Annotated in this window: 23 protein-coding genes; 4 read left to right on the top strand and 19 right to left on the bottom strand. The window is 52.2% G+C overall.

Annotation, left to right across the window (positions count from 1 at the left end; all coding sequences use genetic code 11):
- The first annotated feature begins 42 nt into the window (after positions 1-42).
- Complete coding sequence (locus tag KNP79_RS03575; protein WP_138859206.1) at positions 43-855, top strand: alpha/beta fold hydrolase; 813 nt, start codon at positions 43-45, stop codon at positions 853-855.
- 326 nt (positions 856-1181) lie between these two features.
- Positions 1182-2204 carry a PTS sugar transporter subunit IIC gene (locus tag KNP79_RS03570; RefSeq protein WP_034778182.1) on the top strand — a complete coding sequence of 341 codons (1023 nt, stop codon included), beginning with the start codon at positions 1182-1184 and terminating at the stop codon, positions 2202-2204.
- A gap of 42 nt (positions 2205-2246) precedes the next feature.
- Here the strand turns inward: KNP79_RS03570 and pheT are convergent, their stop codons facing one another.
- From pheT to infC, 9 genes are all read right to left on the bottom strand, one after another.
- The gene (gene pheT / locus KNP79_RS03565; RefSeq protein ID WP_214763246.1) at positions 2247-4622 is read right to left on the bottom strand and encodes a phenylalanine--tRNA ligase subunit beta; all 2376 of its coding nucleotides are present in this window, start codon (positions 4620-4622) and stop codon (positions 2247-2249) included.
- Between the two features lie 12 nt (positions 4623-4634).
- The gene (pheS, locus tag KNP79_RS03560) at positions 4635-5657 is read right to left on the bottom strand and encodes a phenylalanine--tRNA ligase subunit alpha (protein ID WP_034778187.1); all 1023 of its coding nucleotides are present in this window, start codon (positions 5655-5657) and stop codon (positions 4635-4637) included.
- A 301-nt stretch (positions 5658-5958) separates the two neighbouring features.
- Positions 5959-6705, bottom strand: coding sequence for a TrmH family RNA methyltransferase (locus KNP79_RS03555; protein ID WP_214712737.1), 747 nt, complete (start codon positions 6703-6705; stop codon positions 5959-5961).
- 1 nt (position 6706) lies between these two features.
- Complete coding sequence (locus KNP79_RS03550) at positions 6707-7786, bottom strand: M42 family metallopeptidase (protein ID WP_034778191.1); 1080 nt, start codon at positions 7784-7786, stop codon at positions 6707-6709.
- Positions 7787-7811: 25 nt separating this feature from the next.
- Positions 7812-8294, bottom strand: coding sequence for a dUTP diphosphatase (locus tag KNP79_RS03545; RefSeq protein WP_138859204.1), 483 nt, complete (start codon positions 8292-8294; stop codon positions 7812-7814).
- 23 nt (positions 8295-8317) lie between these two features.
- Positions 8318-8572, bottom strand: coding sequence for a hypothetical protein (locus KNP79_RS03540; RefSeq protein ID WP_034778195.1), 255 nt, complete (start codon positions 8570-8572; stop codon positions 8318-8320).
- Between the two features lie 86 nt (positions 8573-8658).
- Positions 8659-9018, bottom strand: coding sequence for a 50S ribosomal protein L20 (gene rplT / locus KNP79_RS03535; protein ID WP_021065642.1), 360 nt, complete (start codon positions 9016-9018; stop codon positions 8659-8661).
- Between the two features lie 28 nt (positions 9019-9046).
- Positions 9047-9241, bottom strand: a complete 195-nt coding sequence (gene rpmI, locus KNP79_RS03530) for a 50S ribosomal protein L35 (protein ID WP_021065641.1) — start codon at positions 9239-9241, stop codon at positions 9047-9049.
- 30 nt (positions 9242-9271) lie between these two features.
- Complete coding sequence (infC, locus tag KNP79_RS03525) at positions 9272-9802, bottom strand: translation initiation factor IF-3 (protein ID WP_021065640.1); 531 nt, start codon at positions 9800-9802, stop codon at positions 9272-9274.
- Positions 9803-10140: 338 nt separating this feature from the next.
- Here infC and KNP79_RS03520 point away from each other — a divergent pair, with 338 nt between their 5' ends.
- On the top strand, positions 10141-10350 hold the full coding sequence (locus KNP79_RS03520) for a hypothetical protein (protein ID WP_034778198.1): 210 nt from the start codon (positions 10141-10143) through the stop codon (positions 10348-10350).
- Between the two features lie 53 nt (positions 10351-10403).
- Here the strand turns inward: KNP79_RS03520 and KNP79_RS03515 are convergent, their stop codons facing one another.
- The 8 genes from KNP79_RS03515 to KNP79_RS03480 all read right to left on the bottom strand — a co-directional run bounded on the left by KNP79_RS03515 (position 10404) and on the right by KNP79_RS03480 (position 18558).
- Complete coding sequence (locus KNP79_RS03515) at positions 10404-11267, bottom strand: DUF1002 domain-containing protein (protein ID WP_034779979.1); 864 nt, start codon at positions 11265-11267, stop codon at positions 10404-10406.
- 113 nt (positions 11268-11380) lie between these two features.
- Positions 11381-13318 carry a threonine--tRNA ligase gene (gene thrS / locus KNP79_RS03510; RefSeq protein WP_215191313.1) on the bottom strand — a complete coding sequence of 646 codons (1938 nt, stop codon included), beginning with the start codon at positions 13316-13318 and terminating at the stop codon, positions 11381-11383.
- 312 nt (positions 13319-13630) lie between these two features.
- Positions 13631-14545 (bottom strand): primosomal protein DnaI, encoded by a 915-nt coding sequence (dnaI, locus tag KNP79_RS03505; RefSeq protein ID WP_021065636.1) that lies wholly within the window; start codon positions 14543-14545, stop codon positions 13631-13633.
- A 5-nt stretch (positions 14546-14550) separates the two neighbouring features.
- On the bottom strand, positions 14551-15903 hold the full coding sequence (locus tag KNP79_RS03500; RefSeq protein ID WP_215191311.1) for a DnaD domain protein: 1353 nt from the start codon (positions 15901-15903) through the stop codon (positions 14551-14553).
- Between the two features lie 42 nt (positions 15904-15945).
- Positions 15946-16413, bottom strand: a complete 468-nt coding sequence (nrdR, locus tag KNP79_RS03495) for a transcriptional regulator NrdR (protein WP_021065634.1) — start codon at positions 16411-16413, stop codon at positions 15946-15948.
- A gap of 12 nt (positions 16414-16425) precedes the next feature.
- Positions 16426-16797, bottom strand: a complete 372-nt coding sequence (locus tag KNP79_RS03490; RefSeq protein ID WP_034778204.1) for a hypothetical protein — start codon at positions 16795-16797, stop codon at positions 16426-16428.
- A gap of 111 nt (positions 16798-16908) precedes the next feature.
- Positions 16909-17295: an adenosylmethionine decarboxylase gene (gene speD, locus KNP79_RS03485; protein WP_029595188.1), complete on the bottom strand. Its 387-nt coding sequence runs from the start codon at positions 17293-17295 to the stop codon at positions 16909-16911.
- Between the two features lie 231 nt (positions 17296-17526).
- Entirely contained in the window at positions 17527-18558 is a 1032-nt protein-coding gene (locus KNP79_RS03480; protein ID WP_138859202.1) for a glyceraldehyde-3-phosphate dehydrogenase, read from the bottom strand.
- A gap of 156 nt (positions 18559-18714) precedes the next feature.
- Between KNP79_RS03480 and KNP79_RS03475 the strand changes: the two genes are divergently transcribed.
- Positions 18715-19197: a site-2 protease family protein gene (locus KNP79_RS03475; protein WP_138859201.1), complete on the top strand. Its 483-nt coding sequence runs from the start codon at positions 18715-18717 to the stop codon at positions 19195-19197.
- A 20-nt stretch (positions 19198-19217) separates the two neighbouring features.
- Here KNP79_RS03475 and coaE read toward each other — a convergent pair whose 3' ends face one another.
- Together coaE and mutM are read right to left on the bottom strand one after the other, a co-directional pair.
- Positions 19218-19823, bottom strand: a complete 606-nt coding sequence (gene coaE / locus KNP79_RS03470; protein ID WP_138859200.1) for a dephospho-CoA kinase — start codon at positions 19821-19823, stop codon at positions 19218-19220.
- 12 nt (positions 19824-19835) lie between these two features.
- Entirely contained in the window at positions 19836-20660 is an 825-nt protein-coding gene (mutM, locus tag KNP79_RS03465; protein ID WP_215191309.1) for a DNA-formamidopyrimidine glycosylase, read from the bottom strand.
- Between the last annotated feature and the right edge of the window lie 14 nt (positions 20661-20674).

The raw sequence follows: 20674 nt of genomic DNA, 5'->3' as shown, positions 1-20674 counted from the left end.
TTAGGGTTTAATGAACTTAAAAATTTTTGGAGGATAGCGTTCATGTTGCATTATAAAACGTACACTTTAAGCGACGACCATCCTTGGGTCATCTTCATCCATGGCGCCGGTGGAAGTCTGTCGCATTGGTATCGTCAAATTCGGCCGTTCAAAAAAAAATATAACGTGCTCTTGCTCGATCTCCGTGGACACGGCGGCTCGTACAACGAAGAACAGTCGTTGAACCAACCGCTGAACGCATATACGCTCGACGTCGTCGTCGAAGACGTCGTCGAAGTCATGGATCATTTGAAGATTGAAAAAGGACATATGGTTGGCCTGTCGCTCGGGACAATCGTCATCCAGGCGATGTTCGAGCACCATCCGGAACGAATCGCTTCCGTCGTGCTCGGTGGGGCCATTGTCAAGTTCAACGTCCGCTCGACGTTGTTGATTCGACTTGGCAGTCTCGTGCAGAGCTTCGTGCCGTACATGTGGCTGTATCAGTTGTTCGCGTGGATCTTGCTACCAAAAAAACGTCATAAAAAATCACGGATGATGTTCGTCCGCGACGCGGCCAACCTATGCCAGCGCGAGTTCATCCGCTGGTTCAAGATGACCGAGAATATGAATCCGTTGCTTCGTCACTTCTCATCAATCGAGACGAACGTACCGATTCTCTATATTATGGGTGATGAGGACTACATGTTCCTTGAAGCTGTCGAACGGACCGCGAAACATCAACCGACGGCTCGCGTCCAGGTCGTCTCGGACTCGGGTCACGTCGTCAACGTCGACCAACCCGATCACTTCAATTCGATCTCGATGGCGTTCATCGATCAACAAGTCGGCTCACTCGCCGCCAGCACATCTTAAAGAAAGACGGTCCTGCACGGGGCCGTCTTTCTTTTTGAGCGGTTTTCAATTTTTTCAAATAAATTTTCAGAAAATATTGATTATTGAAAAATATCGTGTTACTCTTAGACAAATCTTAACAAACGGAGGAGCTGGCACTGATGAAAACCAATGCACAACACGGCCTACTGATTATTATTCGACTGAGGGACTGAAAATCGACTCGATGACCGAGACGAATTTTTGGGCCCTTGTTTCGATGGTTTCGGACGAGGCGCTCATGGTTTGACCGACGCGCCTATCCAATCTGGATAGGTTTTTTTATTGGAACGATACACATAGAGGAGATGATGGAAGTGAAACAGTACGCAATGGATCGGATGATCAAAATATCAGCAGGAATGGCAAGCGCCGTCCTCGTCACGCTCGGGGTCGGCCTCTTGATTGAAACGATTGGGAAGATGGCCGGAATCGAGACACTCGTCTTGATCGGCCAAGTCGCGAAATCGTTGCTCGCCCCGGCACTCGGTGCCGGTGTCGCCTACCAGCTCGGCGGCAATACCCTCGTTTTGTTCAGTGCGATGATTGCGGCAACCGTCGGTGGTGCGGCGCTCCAACCGACCGAGAGCGGGCTCGTGCTCGTACCTGGTCAACCGATCAGTGCTTTAATCGCGGCCGCGGCTGCAGTTTGGCTTGGTAAACGTGTCCTCGGCAAGACGAAGTTCGACATGATGGTCGTCCCGGTCACAGCCGTCCTCGGCGGCGGGATCGTCGGGGTCGGGGCAGCAGCCGTCACGACACCGCTCATTAACTCGATTAGTGCGAGCATCACCGCTTCGGTCAATACATCGCCAATCGCGACATCGCTCGTCATCGCGCTCGTCTTCAGTGTCATGCTCATGTCTCCGGCTTCATCGGCCGCACTCGCCATCGCGCTCCAGCTCGACCCGGTCGCCAGCGCCGCCGCGTTGATTGGATGTACGGCCCAGTTCGTCGGCTTCACCCTCATGGCGTATCGCCAAACGGATCCGGGCGGGTTGGTCGCCTCGTTTTTCGTCACACCGAAAGTGCAGTTCCCGAACGTCGTCAAAAACCCTCGCGTCGTCATGCCACCTTTTATCGCGGCGATGATCAGCGCTCCGATCGCGACGCTCGTCTTCTCGCTCGAGGTCCCATATGAGATCGCAGGGCTCGGCCTCAACTCGTTGATCGCCCCGCTCAACATCCTTGCCGCGCAAGGAATGGACGCGTTCCTCATCTTCGTCGGAACGGGTGTCGTCCTCCCGGCCGTCATCACGCTCCTGTTGTATAAAGTGACATGCCTCGTCGGTTGGACGAAGTTCGGCGACTTGGCTCTCGAGGTCCAGTAAACTCAAAAAAGGTGTCCACACGGGGTGGACACCTTTTTTAGGTTAGGCGCGAACTTCTGCGCCGTGGGCCGCTTGAACGGCCGCAAGGATTGCTTCATACGACGCGGTCACTTCTTCATCCTGAAGCGTGCGCGTCGGGTCTTGATATTTGAGCGAGAAGGCGATCGATTTTTCATCGTCTCCTACGTTCTCCCCGACATAGACATCGAACACGGCGAGGTCGATCAAGAGCGGTCCGGCAGCCTGTTTGATCGTTGCTTCGACTTGCCCCGCCGGGATATCCCGCTTCAAGACGAGTGCCAAGTCGCGTGAGATCGATGGGAAACGTGGCACATCTTCGTAGACGAGTTGTGCCGTCTGATGCAACACATCCAAGTCGAGCTCGAATACGTACACTTCTTTCAAACCGTACGCTTCTTTTGACACGCCCGGATGGACTTGTCCGACATAGCCGATGACACGTCCGTCCACGAGGACGTTCGCAGTCCGGCCCGGATGCATATCCGCAATCGTCGCCGCCTCATACGTCGCGTCGATGCGAAGTGCATGCAACAGCGTATCGACGATGCCTTTGGCGACAAAATAGTCGACCGGGACACGTGTGCCTTGCGAGCGATGGTCGTACCAAAGCCCCGTCAATACACCGGCGACGCGTTCCGTTTCGCGTGGTAACGTCTCGCCTTCTTCCACGTAGACGCGCCCTGTTTCATACAAGCGCACATTCGCTTGTTGGCGTGACGTGTTGTATCGCGCCGCTTCGAGGAGACCTGGGACGAGTGAGGTCCGGAGCACTGAGCGCTCTTCGCTCATCGGCATCGCCAAGTTAACTTTGTCCGAGCCTTCCCCACTGAAGCGTGCGGCGTGTCCGACGCTCGTGAGCGAGTACGTGATCGCTTGCGACAATCCTGTCCCTTGAAGGACACGACGAACTCGGCGACGTAACACGTTCTCTCGTGGGAGGTACCCTTTTGAACGCGACGCCGGGAGTGTCGACGGCAGACTGTCATACCCATAGAGGCGCGCCACTTCTTCCGTGATGTCGGCCGGTAGTTCCAAGTCAGGCCGGCGTGACGGTACGTGGACCGTCAACGTCTCGTCTCCGGTCACGTCGAGACCGAGCCGCTCCAAAATGCGGACGATCGTCGCTTGTTCAAGGTCCATCCCGAGGCGATGGTTGATATAGGCGACCGAGACATCGATCGTCCGGGCCGCTGAAGCTTTGTCCCCAGCGACGACGATGTCGCTGATCGTGCCACCGCTCACTTCGACGATGAGCTCGGCGGCACGGTCGAGGGCCAGTTGCAACCGTTCCGGGTCGACTCCTTTTTCAAAGCGGGCACTCGAATCCGAACGCAATCCGAGCGTACGGCTCGTCTTCCGGACCGATGCCGGTGCGAAGTAGGCCGACTCGAGGATGATACTCGACGTCGTCGCATCGACTTCTGTGTTCGCACCGCCCATGACGCCGGCAATGGCGACAGGACGTTCACCGTCCGTGATGACCATCATCGAGGCATCGAGCGTGCGCGTCACGTCATCGAGCGTGACGATTTCTTCGCCGTCATGCGCTTGACGGACAGCAATCGTCGTCCCGAGTTTTGCCGTATCGAACGCATGTAGCGGCTGGCCGAGCTCGAGCATGACATAGTTCGTCACATCGACGACGTTGTTGATTGGCCGGACACCTTCGGCAATCAAGACGTTCTTCAGCCATTGTGGCGAATCTCCGATTGTGACACCATCGACGCAACGTGTCGCGTAGTACGGGCAGTTGTCTGTCTCGAGACGGACACTGACCGCGTTTGGTGCGTCAGTCGTCACATCTGCCGACGGAAGCGTGTAAGGGCGCTCGAGAATGGCCGCGACTTCATGGATGATTCCGTATAGGCTCAAGCAATCCGAGCGGTTCGGTGTCAACCCGAGCTCGATCACTTCGTCGTCAAGGTCGAGTAAGCTGATGACGTCCGCACCGACCTCGACCGATTCACGGAACGTATGGATGCCGTCCTGTTCATCTTCACGAATCTGCTTCTTCTCAAAACCGAGTTCCTCGAGTGAGCAGATCATGCCTTGTGACTCGACACCACGAAGTTTCGCTTTCTTAATTTTGAGTCCTGGGAGACGAGCTCCGACCGTCGCCACGATGACGTGCTGTCCGGTCGCGACGTTCGGTGCGCCGCAGACGATTTGCACCGGGCTGTCCGCACCGATATCGACCGTCGTCACGTTCAACTTGTCCGCTTCGGGATGCTTCTCGCACGAGAGGACGTGACCGACGACGAGTCCTGACAATCCTTCAGCGCGGCTGATGACGCTCTCGACTTCGATTCCGTTCTTCGTGATCAAGTCTCCGAGTTCTTGCCCGCTCAAGTCTGATACATCAATATATTGATTCAACCATTTTTTCGATAATAACATATGTGTTCCCCCTTAGAATTGCTCGATGAAACGTAGATCGTTTGTATAGAAGTGACGGATATCGTCTACTCCATGTTTTAACATCGCCATCCGTTCGACGCCGATCCCGAATGCGAATCCAGACATCTTCGTGGCGTCATAGCCAGCCATCTCGAGAACGCGTGGATGGACCATGCCGCCTCCGAGAATCTCGATCCAGCCTGTTCCCTTACAGACGTTGCAGCCTTTGCCTCCGCATTTGAAGCAAGAGATATCAACTTCGACTGATGGTTCCGTGAACGGGAAGAAGCTCGGGCGAAGACGAATTTCACGCGTCTCACCGAACAATTGCTTGACGAACACTTCGAGTGTGCCTTTCAAATCAGCCATCGAGATGTGCTCATCGACGACAAGCCCCTCGATTTGCATGAACTGGTGTGAGTGTGTCGCGTCGTCTTCGTCGCGGCGGTACACTTTCCCCGGGCAGATGATTCGAATCGGTTTCCCGTCGGCTTGGAGCATCGTCCGGGCCTGAACTGGTGACGTGTGTGTCCGGAGAAGCGTCTCATCCGTGATATAGAACGAGTCTTGCATATCACGTGCCGGATGGTCTTTCGGCAAGTTGAGCATCTCAAAGTTGTACAGGTCTGTCTCGACTTCCGGGCCTTCGGCGATTGTATAGCCGAGCCCGACGAACAAGTCTTCCATCTCATCGACGATTTGTTGAAGTAAATGGGTATGGCCCGGCAGCGCCGTCCGACCCGGTAGTGTGACGTCGATTGTCTCAGCCGCGAGTTTCGCTTCAAGTTCGACCGCCTTCACTTCCTCGATCCGTGCCTCTAACGTGTCTTGGATCGTCGTCCGGACCGTGTTGACCAACTCTCCGACGACCGGACGTTCTTCAGGAGAAAGTTTCCCCATCCCACGAAGCACCTCGGTCATCGGACCTTTCTTCCCTAAATATTTGATGCGGACATCGTTCAATTCTTTTTGCGACGAAGCCGCCTGAATCTCATGCAATGCCTCTTGCTGTAATTGTTCTAACTGTTCTTTCATCCTTATTTCCTCCTCTACAAAAAAAGTCCCTCCAGTCGATGACTGAAGGGACGAATAATCGCGGTACCACCCTACTTGGCCGAAATCGGCCCACTTGAGAGCATCGATATCGGGATGCTACCCCGGTGTTGTCTCCAACACGACTCGAGAGTGAATTCGGCGCCGACCAAGGCATCGGCTCGCAGTCTCGGCCCATGCTCCCTGTACTCATTCGGTAGTTCGCGTACTATGCTCTTTCAACGTCTATTCGGTATGTTGTTCGATGTTATAAACCTATCACGATTTTTCAGTGCTGACAAGATTATTGTAATGCGATCCGGTACATGAGGATGCCCGCCGCAACAGCCGCGTTCAATGATTCGGCATCGCCGAGAACCGGGATATGAACGCGCGTGTCACATAAATCAAGTACGTCGTTATGGACGCCTTGCGCCTCATTGCCGATGACGAGCGCGACTTTGTCCTTGAAGTCGACTTGTTCGTAAGACGTCGCTTTCGCGAGTGCGGTCCCATACACATGGAAGCCTGCGCTCTTCAGTTCTGGCAGCGTCTCGAGCAAATCGACCGAGCGCACGTTCACGTGGAACAACGAACCTTGCGTCGCCCGGACGACCTTGGCGTTGAACGGGTCGACCGTCCCTTTGCCGAGGAGGACCGTGTCAAATCCGGCCGCATCGGCCGTACGAATCATCGTCCCGAGGTTACCTGGGTCTTGAATCCGGTCGAGGACGAGGACGTGCTTCATCTTCCGTTCGACCGGGGCCATCTTGACGACGGCGAAGACGCCTTGCGTCTTCTCCGTTTCAGATAACAGGTCGGCCACATGGTCCGATAGTTCGAGGACCGGCATCTCATCGAGGCGCCACGATCCTTTCGGGGTATACGATTCCCCCATAATCAGCTGAACGAGTCGTCCGGCACGAATCGCCTCGTCGACCAAATGCTCCCCTTCGACTAAAAATTGCCCGGACTCTTGTCTGCCTTTTTTTGTCATCAATCGCTTTAAGCGTTTGATCGTCTCACTTTTCGTAGACGTGATTTTCGTCATATTATCCCTCTTTCAACCATTGAACCGTTTCTTGGTCGAGTCGTTTCGTGAGCGCTACGACCAAATCGACGGCTGCTTCATAATCTGCTTTGTGAATGATCGAGACATTCGTATGCAAATAACGGACCGGCACCGTGAGCGCGACGGCCGGCATCCCGACTCCAGACAAATGGAACCGACCTGCGTCTGTCCCGCCGCCCGGCGTCAAATCCAATTGGTACTTGATGTCGTTCTCTTTGGCCACGTCGACAATCAAATCGATGAGGCGTGGGTTCGTGACGGTCGTCGCATCAAAGAAGATGACTTGGACCCCTTCCCCGAGTTTCGACAATCCTTCTGCCGGTGTCATTCCTGGCGTATCTCCAGGAATGCCTGTATCGACGGCGATGGCGACGTCTGGTTTGACCAAGTTGGCGGCCGTGACGGCGCCACGCAACCCGACTTCTTCTTGGACCGTCGCTCCTGTGTAGACGACACCTGGTACTTGTTCGTTCTTCAAACGTTTCGCCGCCTCGATCGCGATGGCACAACCGATTCGGTTATCCCATGCTTTCGCCATCAAGAAATCTTCGTTCTTCATGACCGTGAACTCACAATGCGGGACGACCGTATCGCCCGGACGAATGCCCCACTCGGCCACTTGTTCTTTCGACGTTGCACCGATATCAAGGAACATGTCTTTGATCTCAACCGGCTTCTTGCGTGCCTCGACCGGAAGGACGTGAGGTGGTTTGGCACCGATGACGCCTGGGATTTTCTCTCCCGAGCGTGTGACGACGTCCATGCGCTGTGCGAGGAGAACTTGGTTCCACCAGCCGCCGAGTGCTTGGAAGCGGAGGAAACCGCCCTCTTCAACGCGCGTGACCATGAACCCGACTTCGTCCATATGACCGGCAATCATGACACGCGGACCTTCCGCATCGCCCGTCACTCGACCAAACAGACTGCCGAGCCCATCCTGTTCGAACGTTTCGACGTGAGGTTCTAAATACTCACGCATGAGTGAGCGGACTTCACCTTCATTTCCAGGGACACCTGTGGCATCCGTCAAGCGTTTCAACATATGTAATGATTCGTTCATGGGGCATCGCTCCTTCGATTTTTGATTAGTAACCTTGATTTTGTCGCTCATGGTTCTTTTCATTTTTCGCCATATACGCCATCGCCATCAACTCTTCATTGATCCCGAGCGTATAGCCAAGTTCGAGATAAGCCGCCATCAGCGTCTCGTACATCGGTTCCGTTTTCGACAAACCAAAGTTCGTCACTTTGCGGAACACGTCTAAAAAAGCGTCAGTCGCGTCAAGATACGAGCTACCTGCCGGGAACGAATCACGTTCATACCCGAGGGCAAGTCCGAGCGACAATAAGAAATGAATGCCGTCGACATACTCTTCTAAGATCACGTCTTGAGGCGACGGGCCCTTCGTTGACCAAAATTTAAAACTACGGGTCTCATTGGCGAGTTCACCAAGCTCGACGAGCAAAGCAAGCAAACGCTCATCAAATTGGTTCCCGGATAATTGATGTTCTTCTTTGATCCGCTCATCTAATTCACGCTGCCGATCAAACAATGTTGTCCAGTTCACCGGTTGCTCCTCCTATTCTCCATTCAAAGCAGTACTAAAATCATTAAAGACCAGCCGACTGCCAAAATCAATACTTGTATTTGAACACGTTTTGGGGCATGAACCGCCTTTTTACGCGTCAAATGAAGTCCGAACAGAGCACCGATCGCACCGCCTGCGTACGCGTACAAGACGTTAAAATCACCTTCTCCGAGCGTATAACGTTTCGCCTGCAAATAGGTGTAGACGTTCAAGACGATGAGCGCCAATGCGACGATGGCTAAGACTGATTGATCCATGGGACGTCCTCCTTATCTTAAGTTTAAGGAATAAATCAGAAAAAAGAAAGCGCCGAGATAAGGTCTCGGCGCTGTCGATTGAACGATTACGCGTTCAATTTTGATTTAGCTGTATCAGCAAGTGACGCGAATGCTTGTGCATCTGTCACAGCAAGCTCAGCAAGCATCTTACGGTTGATGTCGATCCCTGCGAGCTTGAGTCCGTGCATCATACGGCTGTATGAGAGGCCGTTTGTGCGTGCTGCCGCATTGATACGTGTGATCCAAAGACGACGGAAATCACGTTTCTTTTGACGACGGTCACGGTAAGCGTACATGAGTGACTTCATGACTTGTTGTTTTGCTACTTTAAATAGAATGTGTTTCGAGCCAAAATAACCTTTGGCAAGCTTGATTTGCTTTTTACGACGTTGACGAGTCGTATAACCGCCTTTTACGCGTGGCATATGGTTTCCCTCCTAAATTCTTTCTGTATTACTTCGCGATCATGTTGCGAATGCGTTTGAAGTCTCCAGCTGATACGATAGCACCTTTACGGAGCTTACGTTTCGCTTTAGTCGATTTGTTACCAAACAAGTGACTTGTGTAAGCGTGTGAACGCTTGAGTTTACCTGATGCAGTACGTTTGAAACGTTTAGAAGCACCACGGTGCGATTTCATTTTCGGCATGAGTATTTCCTCCCCACTATGACTCGATGATTAATCTTCTTTCTTCGGAGCCAGCACTAAGAACATGCTGCGTCCTTCCATCTTCGGCTTTTGCTCAACTGTTGCCAAGTCGGCACATTCCGCCGCCAATTTTTCCATAACGCGTCGGCCGATTTCCGAGTGTGTGATGGCGCGTCCGCGGAAACGGATCGACGCTTTCACTTTGTTTCCATTTTCAAGGAATTTGCGAGCGTTACGCAATTTCGTTTGGAAATCGTTTTCCTCGATTGTCGGGCTGAGGCGTACTTCTTTCAATTGGATGACTTTTTGGTTTTTACGCGCTTCTTTCTCCTTTTTTTGGAGTTCGAAACGGTATTTCCCATAGTCCATGATTTTAGCGACCGGTGGGTTAGCTTTATCGGCGACCAAGACGAGATCGAGTTCAGCCTCTTCTGCTAAACGTAATGCTTCATTACGCGATTGCACACCGAGTTGTGCACCGTCCGCTCCAATTAAGCGAACTTCACGGGCACGAATGTTTTCGTTGATAAAGAGCTCTTTGCTAATGGTTAGCACCTCCATCGTGCGATTGCACGAGTTTTAGATTGATAAGACAACATGGCAATAAAAAAAGCGTCGGCAGTTTCCCGCCCACACATCATTTCGGAGTCAGCAGAGACCAAGGCTCGACTGCTTCACGTACATGATGGACCTGACCGAAGCTGTTCGGACGAGGTGAGAAGCGGGCGCTTCTGCTTTGTTGTATTTAATCACTATGTCATCTTAACACCAATAGGATTAAGATGTCAAGAATTCGCGCATGAATAATTGGTAGCTCACACTTTTATGATGATAACAGTCATTTCGTTGTTTCGCAATACCTTTTCCGAGGGAATAAAATAAAAAAGGAGGGATGGGCCGTGTCTTGGAGACAGCAAGTGAAAGGTGACCATGATTATCACGACCAAATCAAACACATCGTACAAGAGACGATGCGCCACCATGACGTGAGTGATGCCAAGCTCGAAGCGGTATTGACAGACCTTTTAGAAGAGATGAACCGAATCACGTTGAAGATTGTGGACGACCACGAGTCTGCTCGCGACTATATCCATAAACGATGGTATTGAAAAAGGGCCGAGGCCCTTTTTTCAATACCATTTGTGATGTACTCAAAGCCCGTTCAATTCGTCAACGACTTGAAGAAGTTGCTGAGCGCTTCGAACAAACGGGCGAAGAAGCCTTGGACTTCCTCGGTCTCGAGAAACGCCTGAACGTCTTGACCGGCCCCTTGTAACCCATTGCTGATTGCACCCCAGTCGAGGTTCGCCTGCTGCATGTTCTCGAACAACGTCGTCAATTGCGTCAACTGCGTATCAGACAGTTGGACGTTGTTTTGATTCAACACTTGGATGACGATATCTCGAATCTCGATGTTCGTCTCCGGTGCCTTATTCGCAATTTCCGCTTTGATCTCGTTCATGAGTCCGGCCACATCTTCTTGCCCGACCGTCTTCCCGATCTCAGAGGTGACCGCGAGCTCTTCTTGCGCCAAGTCTTTCCGTTCCTCGCTCAATTGAATGCCCGTCTCCGCGGCCGTCTGATCATAGGCTTTCATGATGCCCGTCAAAGCCGACGTCCCGGTGACGCGAATCGGCGACGTGATATAAATATCGGCATCCGTGACGCCTGCCGTCACGAGAGCATTCGCATACATATCTTCGGTCACCCATGTGACATTCTCCGTTTTGATATCGAGCCCGGTCCCGTCGGTCAGTTTGATGCGGGCTGATGAATACATCCCCCCGCCGCGCTGCGCTTGCGGGACGGCATCCCCTAAGTATTTATCTTCATCGGCTGCGGTCGTGATGATCGGCTCAATCCCCGCCGGTGCCTCAACCCGTTCGAGCACCCAGTCCCGTTGGCTCGCCGATAACGACTCTCCGAGTGTGACAATCGTATCATCGACGATGGCTTCTGCGTTTACTTTTGGAATCATGCTTGTCGCGACGACCGAACCGATCGTCAACGCCACTAATGGTTTCATATAATTCAAAATGAATCACTCCTTTCTTCTACCATACGTGTTTGATGAAGTCTTCCGCATCCGTCTCAAGACCGAAAAAACGACCACCCTTCCAATGAAGGATGGTCGACATATTAACGTGAACGGTTGGCGATCTCTGCTGTAAGTGACGACAAGAATTCATCGAGCGTGGCCGATACTTGTTCTTGTTGTCCATAACGACGGATGTTGACTGCACGCTCATCACGTTCTTTATCTCCGAGGACGAGCGTCATCGGGATCTTCTTCATCTGTGCTTCCCGAATCTTGTAGCCGAGTTTCTCGTCCCGAAGGTCCGTTTCGACGCGGACACCGCGCTTGACGAGCTCTGCTTTCACTTCCGCGACGTATTCGTCGTGGACGTGTGAGACCGGGATCAATTTGACTTGGACCGGTGCGAGCCATGTCGGGAACGCGCCTTTATATTCTTCAATCAAGTATGCGACGAAACGCTCCATCGTCGAGACGACCCCACGGTGAAGGACGATTGGGCGATGGTCTTTGCCGTCTGGTCCTGTGTACGTCAAGTCGAACCGCTCAGGGAGCAAGAAGTCGAGTTGGACCGTCGACAACGTCTCTTCTTTGCCGAGCGCCGTCCGGACTTGGACGTCGAGTTTCGGTCCGTAAAATGCCGCTTCACCTTCCGCTTCGAAATACGGGAGACCGAGCTCATCCATCGTCTCTTTCAACTGGCGTTGGGCTGTTTCCCAAATTGCGTCGTTGTCGAAGTATTTCTCTTTGTCGGCCGGGTCACGGTACGACAAGCGGAAACGATAGTCTTTAATGCCGAAGTCAGCGTACACTTCTTGAATCAAGTGGACGATATCTTTGAATTCTTGCTTCATCTGTTCCGGTGTGACGAACGTGTGCCCGTCGTTCAACACCATGTAACGGACGCGTTGGAGGCCTGTGAGCGCACCTGACATCTCGTAACGGTGCATACCGCCGAGCTCGGCGATGCGAAGCGGGAGTTCGCGATATGAGCGCGGCTCATGTTTATAAATCGTCATGTGGTGCGGACAGTTCATCGGACGAAGAACGAGTTCCTCGTTGTCCATCTCCATTTTCGGGAACATGTCGTCTTGATAGTGATCCCAGTGACCAGACGTCTTATACAAGTCGACCGAACCGAGGACCGGTGTGTAGACGTGCTGATACCCGAGCTCAAGCTCTTTGTCGACGATATAACGTTCGACCGTCCGACGGATCGAGGCACCTTTCGGGAGCCACATCGGCAAACCTTGGCCGACTTCTTGCGACACGAAGAAGAGATCGAGTTCTTTCCCGAGCTTGCGGTGATCGCGCTCTTTCGCTTCTTCCAATAGACGCAAGTGTTCCGCGAGTTGTTCTTTCGTCGCGAACGCCGTTCCGTAAATGCGTTGGAGCATCTTATTGTCCGAGTCGCCGCGCCAGTATGCCCCGGCCACGCTCATCAACTTGAACACTTTCAACTTCGATGTCGACGGGACGTGCGGCCCACGGCATAAGTCGAAAAATTCGCCTTGATGGTAAATCGTGAGCGTCTCGCTCGACGGGATATCTTCAATCAATTCGATTTTGAGCGGGTCTCCGAGCGCCTTGTAGCGTTCGAGCGCCTCGTCGCGCGACACGACTTCACGTGTGATGTCCAAGTTCTCGTCGACGATCCGCTTCATCATTTTCTCGATTTCAGGGAGATCTTCTTCGTTGATGCGGCGATCCATCTCGATATCATAATAAAAACCGTTCTCGATTGTCGGTCCGATCCCGAGGTAGATGCTGCCTTCTTTCCCGTATAACCGTTTGATGGCTTGGGCCATCAAGTGGGCTGACGAATGGCGCATCAAATCGATGCCCTCTTCCGAATCCGGCATGACGAGCTCGATTTTACCGTCCTGTTCAATCGGACGACGATAATCGATCATCTCACCATCGATTTTGGCGGCGATTGCTTTTTTTCGGAGTCCTGGACTAATCGAACCTGCTACTTCTTCTGCTGTGATGCCGGCCTCAAACTCTTTGACGGCCCCATCTGGAAATGTCAATTGAATCATGTGTCAACTTCCCCTCTCTACATTTAAAAATAAATAAAAAAAGCCCATCCCTATGAAAGGGACGAGCTTTGATTCTCGTGGTACCACCCTCGTTCCCAAGCGTAACGCTTGGCTCGAACACACGATAACGAGTGTGAATCGCCGCACGATTGGCCCGTACGGTGCTCTGAGGGAGTAAGGCGATCGGCGTGTTTAGGAAGCTCTCACCAGTCTTCCCTCGCTTTGAAACCCGTGACGACGTCTCATGTCCTCTTCGATGCATCGGTTATATGATTATTAGTATAGTCAACTCGTTCAAGAAATACAATCCCTTTACCGACGTCGGTTCTCACCTTTTAATTCGATTTGTGTCGTCGTCGTCGAGATGCGCTGCATGAGCCGCTGGGCTTTCATTTTGTTCTGCGGCGAACCGTCGATCGAGAAGTGCGTCTCGAGCTCTTCACCGCTGAAGTTCGAACTGTAAAGCGTCGGTAAGCGATGCATCATGCGATATTGCAAGATGATCCCGAACAGCTCGTCGCGTACCCACGGACTGATTGCCTCGGCACCGATGTCATCGATCAGTAACACCGGTACGTGTTGGAACGACGTCAAAAATGAGTCGAACGAATCGGTCCGGATCTTCCGTTTCGCTTCCGAGACGAATCCCGGGGCGTGGACGAGAATCGTCTCGATGTCCGCCACTTTCAGTTCGTTGGCGATCGCCGCAAGTAAATACGTCTTCCCGACCCCGAAGCTGCCGTGTAAGTACAGGCCGTTCACTTTTTGGCGGGTCTTCATGCCCGAGACGAATCGCATCGATTCACGGAGTGCGATTTTACGGGCGTCATCCGACCAGTCGAACGATTCAAAGCTCGCCTCTCGCACTTCTTCCGGCAAGAATAAGCTCTTAAACTTCCGGTCCATCTCTTTTTGGCGCCGTGCTTGACGATGCTTGACCGTCTCTTCATAACGGATCGCGATTTGACCGAGGTCGACATAGAGTACCGGCTGATGGCCCGGGATGACGGCTTGCTCCTCGACGAGCTTCTTGCCGTCCATCTGTTCTGCATATTCACTGAGCTTCGTAAAGCCGACCTCGACCGCCGTCTCGTCTAACTCCGGATGCGCCTTTAAAAAGGCGACGACTTCTGGATGTTCGAGGGTGCGCCGGCGAATCGATTCGTACGCTTCCCGCACTTCTTTCCGGTTCATCATTTGGGCGAGCGTTTGATTGATGCGTTCCATGTCCCTCATCCTTTCTCTTTCAATTCATTTAACAACTTGACGAGTTCCGCGTCGTCTGGAACCGATGCCTCGAGCTCTTGTTTTCGTTTTTGATCGTACGTCCGTTGCTCTTTCGCCTCGTCCTCGAGCCATTTTGGCATCTCGGTCTTGTCTTTGCGTCTCGAGCCGACGGTCGTCCGCTGTTGCACGTTCTCCCGCTTCTGCTGTTTCTTCTCGATGAGCGCGTCTTGTGTCGCTTCTTGTTCCAACGCGTCTTTGGCGTTCAAATAGCCTGCCGTCTTCCAACTCGTCGCGATCCGCATGACGTAGTTCTCACTGAGCCGGGTCTGCTTCTTCACTTCGATACAGTAATAGAACAATGCGTTAATGACACTTGGCGCGAGTCCGAGCGTATCGACGAGGTCGATGATGAGTTGCTCGTCGCTCTTCGACAACTGTGGCGTCTTCCGTAACGTCGACACGTACTGATGCGGATGCGCTGCTTCCATGACTGTCACGTCATGCAAATCACCGATTTCCGCCTTCTCCGTCTCATCCGACTTCACTTTCCGATGGCGCGTCTGTTTTTTCTTCAACTGCAACACCATCTGACGGCAGCCGTCGCGCTTCTCTTGCTCGCTGAGCGGTAGATACGCCTCGTGGACGAAGTACTCCTTCAACATCTCGGCCATCGTCTCTTCATCGATTTGGGAGACGTAGGCAAGCTTCGTGATCGTCTCATCGAGCTTCTTCGTGAAGAAGCCGACGGGGAAGTTCGTCAACTTTTTGACGATTTCCATATCGAACGTATAGTTGATCTCGATTTTGGCGCGGTCAGGTTTCTCGTAGTTCTTTTGTGTGAACGCCATATGATTGACCCCTTTGACGTCGAACACTTCATTAAAGTCTTTCGTCACTTCAATGATTCCGGCCGGCAACGGATCAATCGTGAATCGACCTTGTAACTGTTTGAAGCGGACTTCTCCGACTTTATAGAAGAGAAAACTCGACAATAGTCCGTCGTTCAAGAACGTATGGGGTGCGAGCGGGACCCGCAGTTGATACACGTACTGGGTCAAGCGCTCGTCTTTCGTCTTATACGTCCGGACGAGACCGATCGCTTCGAGCCGGAACAGACAGTCCGTCAGCTCGTTGATCGAGTAATCGAGCATCTCACAAAGCGCGCTGTGTGACATATAGTTCGATTTCATTTTCCCGGGCTTCAGCTCGCTCCAAAGCGTCTGATACATTGCGAGCGCCTTCACTCCGATGACCGGCTGATATAAATGGTACAGCGACTGATACGACTCGCGATCGATGAGTCCGGTGCTCATGATCAACAGTTCGTCAGTTCCGTACAGGATGCGTTCTTTTTCCATGGTAGGTCTCCCTTGAAAAAAGGCGACCAGCAGGCCGCCCGTTTAGTTGGTCGATTTTTCTTGCTTCATTAAATCTTCTAGTTCTTTAAAGAACACAGAGATATCTTTGAACTGGCGATAGACAGACGCGAAGCGGACGTATGCCACTTCGTCGACCCGCGCGAGCTCGTTCATGACGAGCTCCCCAACTTGTTCACTCGGAATCTCGGACTGGCCGAGGGCGCGTAACTGTTGTTCGACTTTCGTGACCACACCTTCAAGTTGCTCCAGCGTGACCGGACGTTTCTCGCACGCCCGAATAATCCCGCGAAGCACTTTCTCACGGCTGAACTCTTCCCGATTCCCGTCTTTTTTGACGATGATGAGCGGTGTCTGTTCGACCGTTTCAAACGTGGTGAAGCGATAGCCGCACTCCTCGCATTCGCGACGGCGACGAATCGAATAGAAATCTTGTACTGGCCGGGAGTCGAGCACTCTCGTTCCATTATGATCGCATTTAGGACAACGCATGCTCAGCCCTCCTTATCGTTCGACAGATTGATTCCCGATGGCGCGGAGCGGGAACTTCACGGATAGCGCCTCATAATATGTGGTGACGATTTGACCGAGGTCTGGTCCGAGCATCTGGTCACGGTTCAATGTAAAATCGACGGCCGTGCGTCCGCCGTCCACTTGGACGATGGTTGCCAATGCGTCCCATCCGTCTCCATGAAACGCCACTTCGCCCCGGTCTGCATCGACCCGGCGAACCGTTTGACCTTCTGCTTGAATCCGTTCGCGGAGCCATGTGAGCACGGCGCTTGGCGATGCCGCCACGTAACGCGTCCGTAACGCCTCATTTTTATGCGAATCGTCCGTTTGGACATGTGTTTGAAACTTATCAAATAATCCCATTATCCACCTCGACACCTTATTTATATAGGTTAAGCATATCAAAATTAAGCGGTTAACAAAACAATTAAAAGGGCTGACCGAAAATCGGCCAGCCTCATAAGGTCAATCTGATTATTTGCTGATTGCCACTTGCGCTTCAGGAACACGAATCGGTCCCATCCCACGGTCAAGTTTCACATCTTCACGAACTTTTGCTTCCAAGCCTTCTGCAATGTATTGAGAGGCTGTAGCTGGATCGATTCGATCCCCACATGTGAACACATCGACTGATGCGTAGCCATGCTCTGGGAAACTGTGAATCGTTAAGTGTGATTCTGAAATGATAACGACTCCACTTACACCGTGCGGCGCAAATTTGTGGAAAGCGACTTCGCGGACTTCAGCGCCCGAACGAAGTGCTGCATCGACGAACAAGCGCTCGATGTAGTCGATATCGTTTAATTTGTCGGGATTGCACTCCCAAAGTTCTGTAATAATGTGACGTCCCATAGTATCCATATTAGTGGATCCCCCTTTACATCAATGGTCTCAAAGTAGTTGATGATCACTCACTTTGTGCCTGAATCGCCCACAACCACGGGGGCAAGTTAGTCCTAAGAGGTCCTAACCCTTTAAGTTGCGTTTGTCAGACCAATTGAAGTTCACGAGTTAGAGTGTATCTTGTTTAGGACGTCGTTACAAGACATTTGTTTCAATTCTTTAAAAATATTTTTAGATAAATATATTTTTTCAGACGTGGGTTTCTTGTTGTCCGATTTGCAGGTAGCTCGCGACCATGTCCAACAAGTCGACGACGCGGCACGAATAGCCCCATTCGTTGTCGTACCAAGCGAGCACTTTGACATGGTTGCCCCCGAGCACCATCGTCGAATCGGCATCGATGATTGACGAACGCTCATCTCCATTGAAGTCGATCGAGACGAGCGGTTCGTTCGAGACGCCGAGAACGCCCGTCATTTCCCCGTGTGCAGCACGCTCGAACGCCTGATTCACTTCATCGACCGTCACATCTCGACGCAACTCGACGACGAGATCGACGAGCGAGACGTTCGGCGTCGGCACTCGTAGCGCCATCCCGTTCAATTTGCCCTGAAGTTCCGGCAAGACGAGCCCGATGGCTTTCGCAGCACCAGTCGAAGTCGGTATAATGGAACTGCCACAAGCACGGGCACGACGCAAATCTTTATGCGGATTGTCGATATTGTTTTGATCGTTCGTATAGGCATGCACCGTCGTCACGAGCCCCGTTTCAATCCCGAACGTCGAATCCAATACTTTGACGACCGGGCCGAGACAGTTCGTCGTACACGAGGCGTTCGAAATGACGTGATCGTGCTCCGGTAAATAATCCCGATCGTTCACCCCCATGACAATCGTCCGCAACTCGCCTTTTCCCGGTGCCGTCAAAATGACTTTTTTCGCACCGGCCGTCAAATGTTTTTTCGCCCCGACATCAGAATTGAATTTCCCCGTCGCCTCGATGACGATCTCGACACCGAGTTCAGCCCACGGCAACCGCTCCGGGTCTCGCTCGGATACGATCATGATGCGTTTACCATCGACTTCGAGTGCATCCCCATGCGCTCGGACCGTCAGTGTGAACGGTCCGTGGACCGTGTCGTGTTTGATCAAGTGCGCGAGCGTTTCCGCCGGATAACTCGCATTGATGGCGACCACGTCGTGACGCCCTTCGAGCATCAACTTCCGAAATACCATTCTGCCGATTCGACCAAATCCATTGATTGCAACTTTCGTCCCCATTCTGAATCCCCCTTTTTTCTGCGTTACGACACCATTATAACGGAAAAATGGAAGCGTTTTCACTATGAATCGTCACATTTTTTTCACTTTTTTTACAGTTTCAGATTTGAAAAAGAGGGAAATTTGGTGTAGAGCTTGGAAAGGAGCTAAGACTATATGTTTGATTGGACAGACCTAGATAAATTTGTCATCTCATTTTTCATCATCTTACCGATTGTGACGATTATCCATCAATTCGGTCATTTCTTCTTCGCGAAACTATTTGGGGGTTCGCTCGACATGGAGATTGGGACCGGGAAAAAATTGTTTAAAATCGGACGCCTTCAATTTAACCGCGTTTATTTTTATGACGCCTGGTGCCAATTCAGTGACTTGAAGTACAGCAATCGCCTGACGCGGAGTCTCGTCTACGCGGGCGGTTCAATTTTTAACTTATCGAGCATCTTGCTCGTGAACGCCTTCATCTTGATGCGAGAGATCGAGCCGACAATTTACACGTATCAGTTTGCATACTTCTCGTTCTATTATGTCTTCTTCTCACTCTATCCGATTTACTATTCGAACGGCCATCCGAGCGACGGACGCGCCATCTTCGACACGTGGAAAAAAGGGAAGCCTGACTCAGACCCACTCAACTGAACAAAAAAAAGAAGGCGTCGTCAGTCGCCTTCTTTTTTCATGTCTTCAAATTGTTCGACGAGGCGGATCACTTGGGCCGACAAGTCGCCTAACGCACCGTTGTTGTTGATTAAAAAATCAGCCTGTTGTTTCTTCTCCTCGATTGGCATTTGCGCATGAATCCGAGCGAGCGCTTCTTCTTTCGTCAACCCGTTGCGCTCCATGAGACGCATCAGCTGAATCTCTTCACGGCAATAGACGACGACCGTATAATCGACGAGGTCCCGCATCGTTCCCTCGAACAAGAGCGGGATATCGAATATGACGACCGTCTCCCCTGCAGCCTCGTATCCGTGCATCTCCTCGAGCATCTCTTCTCGGATGGCCGGATGCATGAGCTGATTCAGTAACTGACGTTTTGTGTCATCATGAAAGATTTCTCGTCCGAGCGCCTGCCGGTTCAACTCGTCGCCCGTGAAACATTGCGGGAACGCCTCGCGGACGCCCGCGAACGCTTTGCCGCCAGGCTCGATGACGATCCGTGCCATCTTGTCGGCGTCGATGATCGGGATGCCCTGCTTTCGAAACAGTCTGGATACGGTCGACTTCCCTGTCGCAATCCCACCTGTCAAACCAATTTTCAACATCATGTCCACCTCTTACTGTTGGCAGTGCGGACAGTAATGTGTGCCCCGTCCGCCTAATTTCATCTTTTCAATCGGTCGGCCGCATCGCTTACACGGCTCCCCGGTCTGTCCATATACGTACAGTGTCTCTTGATACGTCCCGCTCGCCCCATCCGGATTCGTATAGCTCCGAATCGTGCTTCCGCCTCGTTCAATCGCTTCCGTCAATACGGCCACAGCCTCTTGATGCACCCGACGGACCTCGTCAAGCGAGAGTGTCGCTGCCGGACGGGTCGGATGGACACCGGACCGATATAACGTCTCATCGACATAAATATTGCCGAGCCCGACGAAAATCGATTGATCGAGCAGCGCCGTCTTGATTGCACGAACGTTCATCCGCTTCAGACGGCTGTGAAGCGTCTCCGCTGTCACTTCAGGATCGAACGGTTCGAGGGCGAGCAGCGACAATGGCGGTGTCACAAACAACTCTTCATTCGTCTTCAACTCCATCGTCCCGAACTTCCTGACATCGTTATAATGAAGCGTAGTCCCGTCCGTGAAGGTGAAGACGACATGCGTATGCTTGACCGGACTGACCATTTCGTCATGCGGGAAGAATTTTCCTTCCATTCGCAGATGCGAAACGAGATAGCAGTTCGTCAATTTGAACAAAATGAACTTGCCGCGTCGCTCCACGTCTTGAATCGTCTCGTCGAGCAACTGTTGTTTCAAAATCTCCGGTTCGTGACCTCGAATGATTTTTGCGTCGAGCACCTCGACATTTGCAATTGTTTTTCCCGAGACGAATGGCCGCAATCGGCGACAGACCGTCTCCACTTCTGGTAATTCTGGCATATCAAGTTCCTTTC

The sequence above is a fragment of the Exiguobacterium sp. s7 genome (genome assembly GCF_018618195.1).
Lineage (GTDB): Bacteria > Bacillota > Bacilli > Exiguobacteriales > Exiguobacteriaceae > Exiguobacterium > Exiguobacterium mexicanum_A.
The sequence above is the reverse complement of the archived record's forward strand: the minus strand, read 5'-3'. Positions and strand labels throughout refer to the sequence as shown.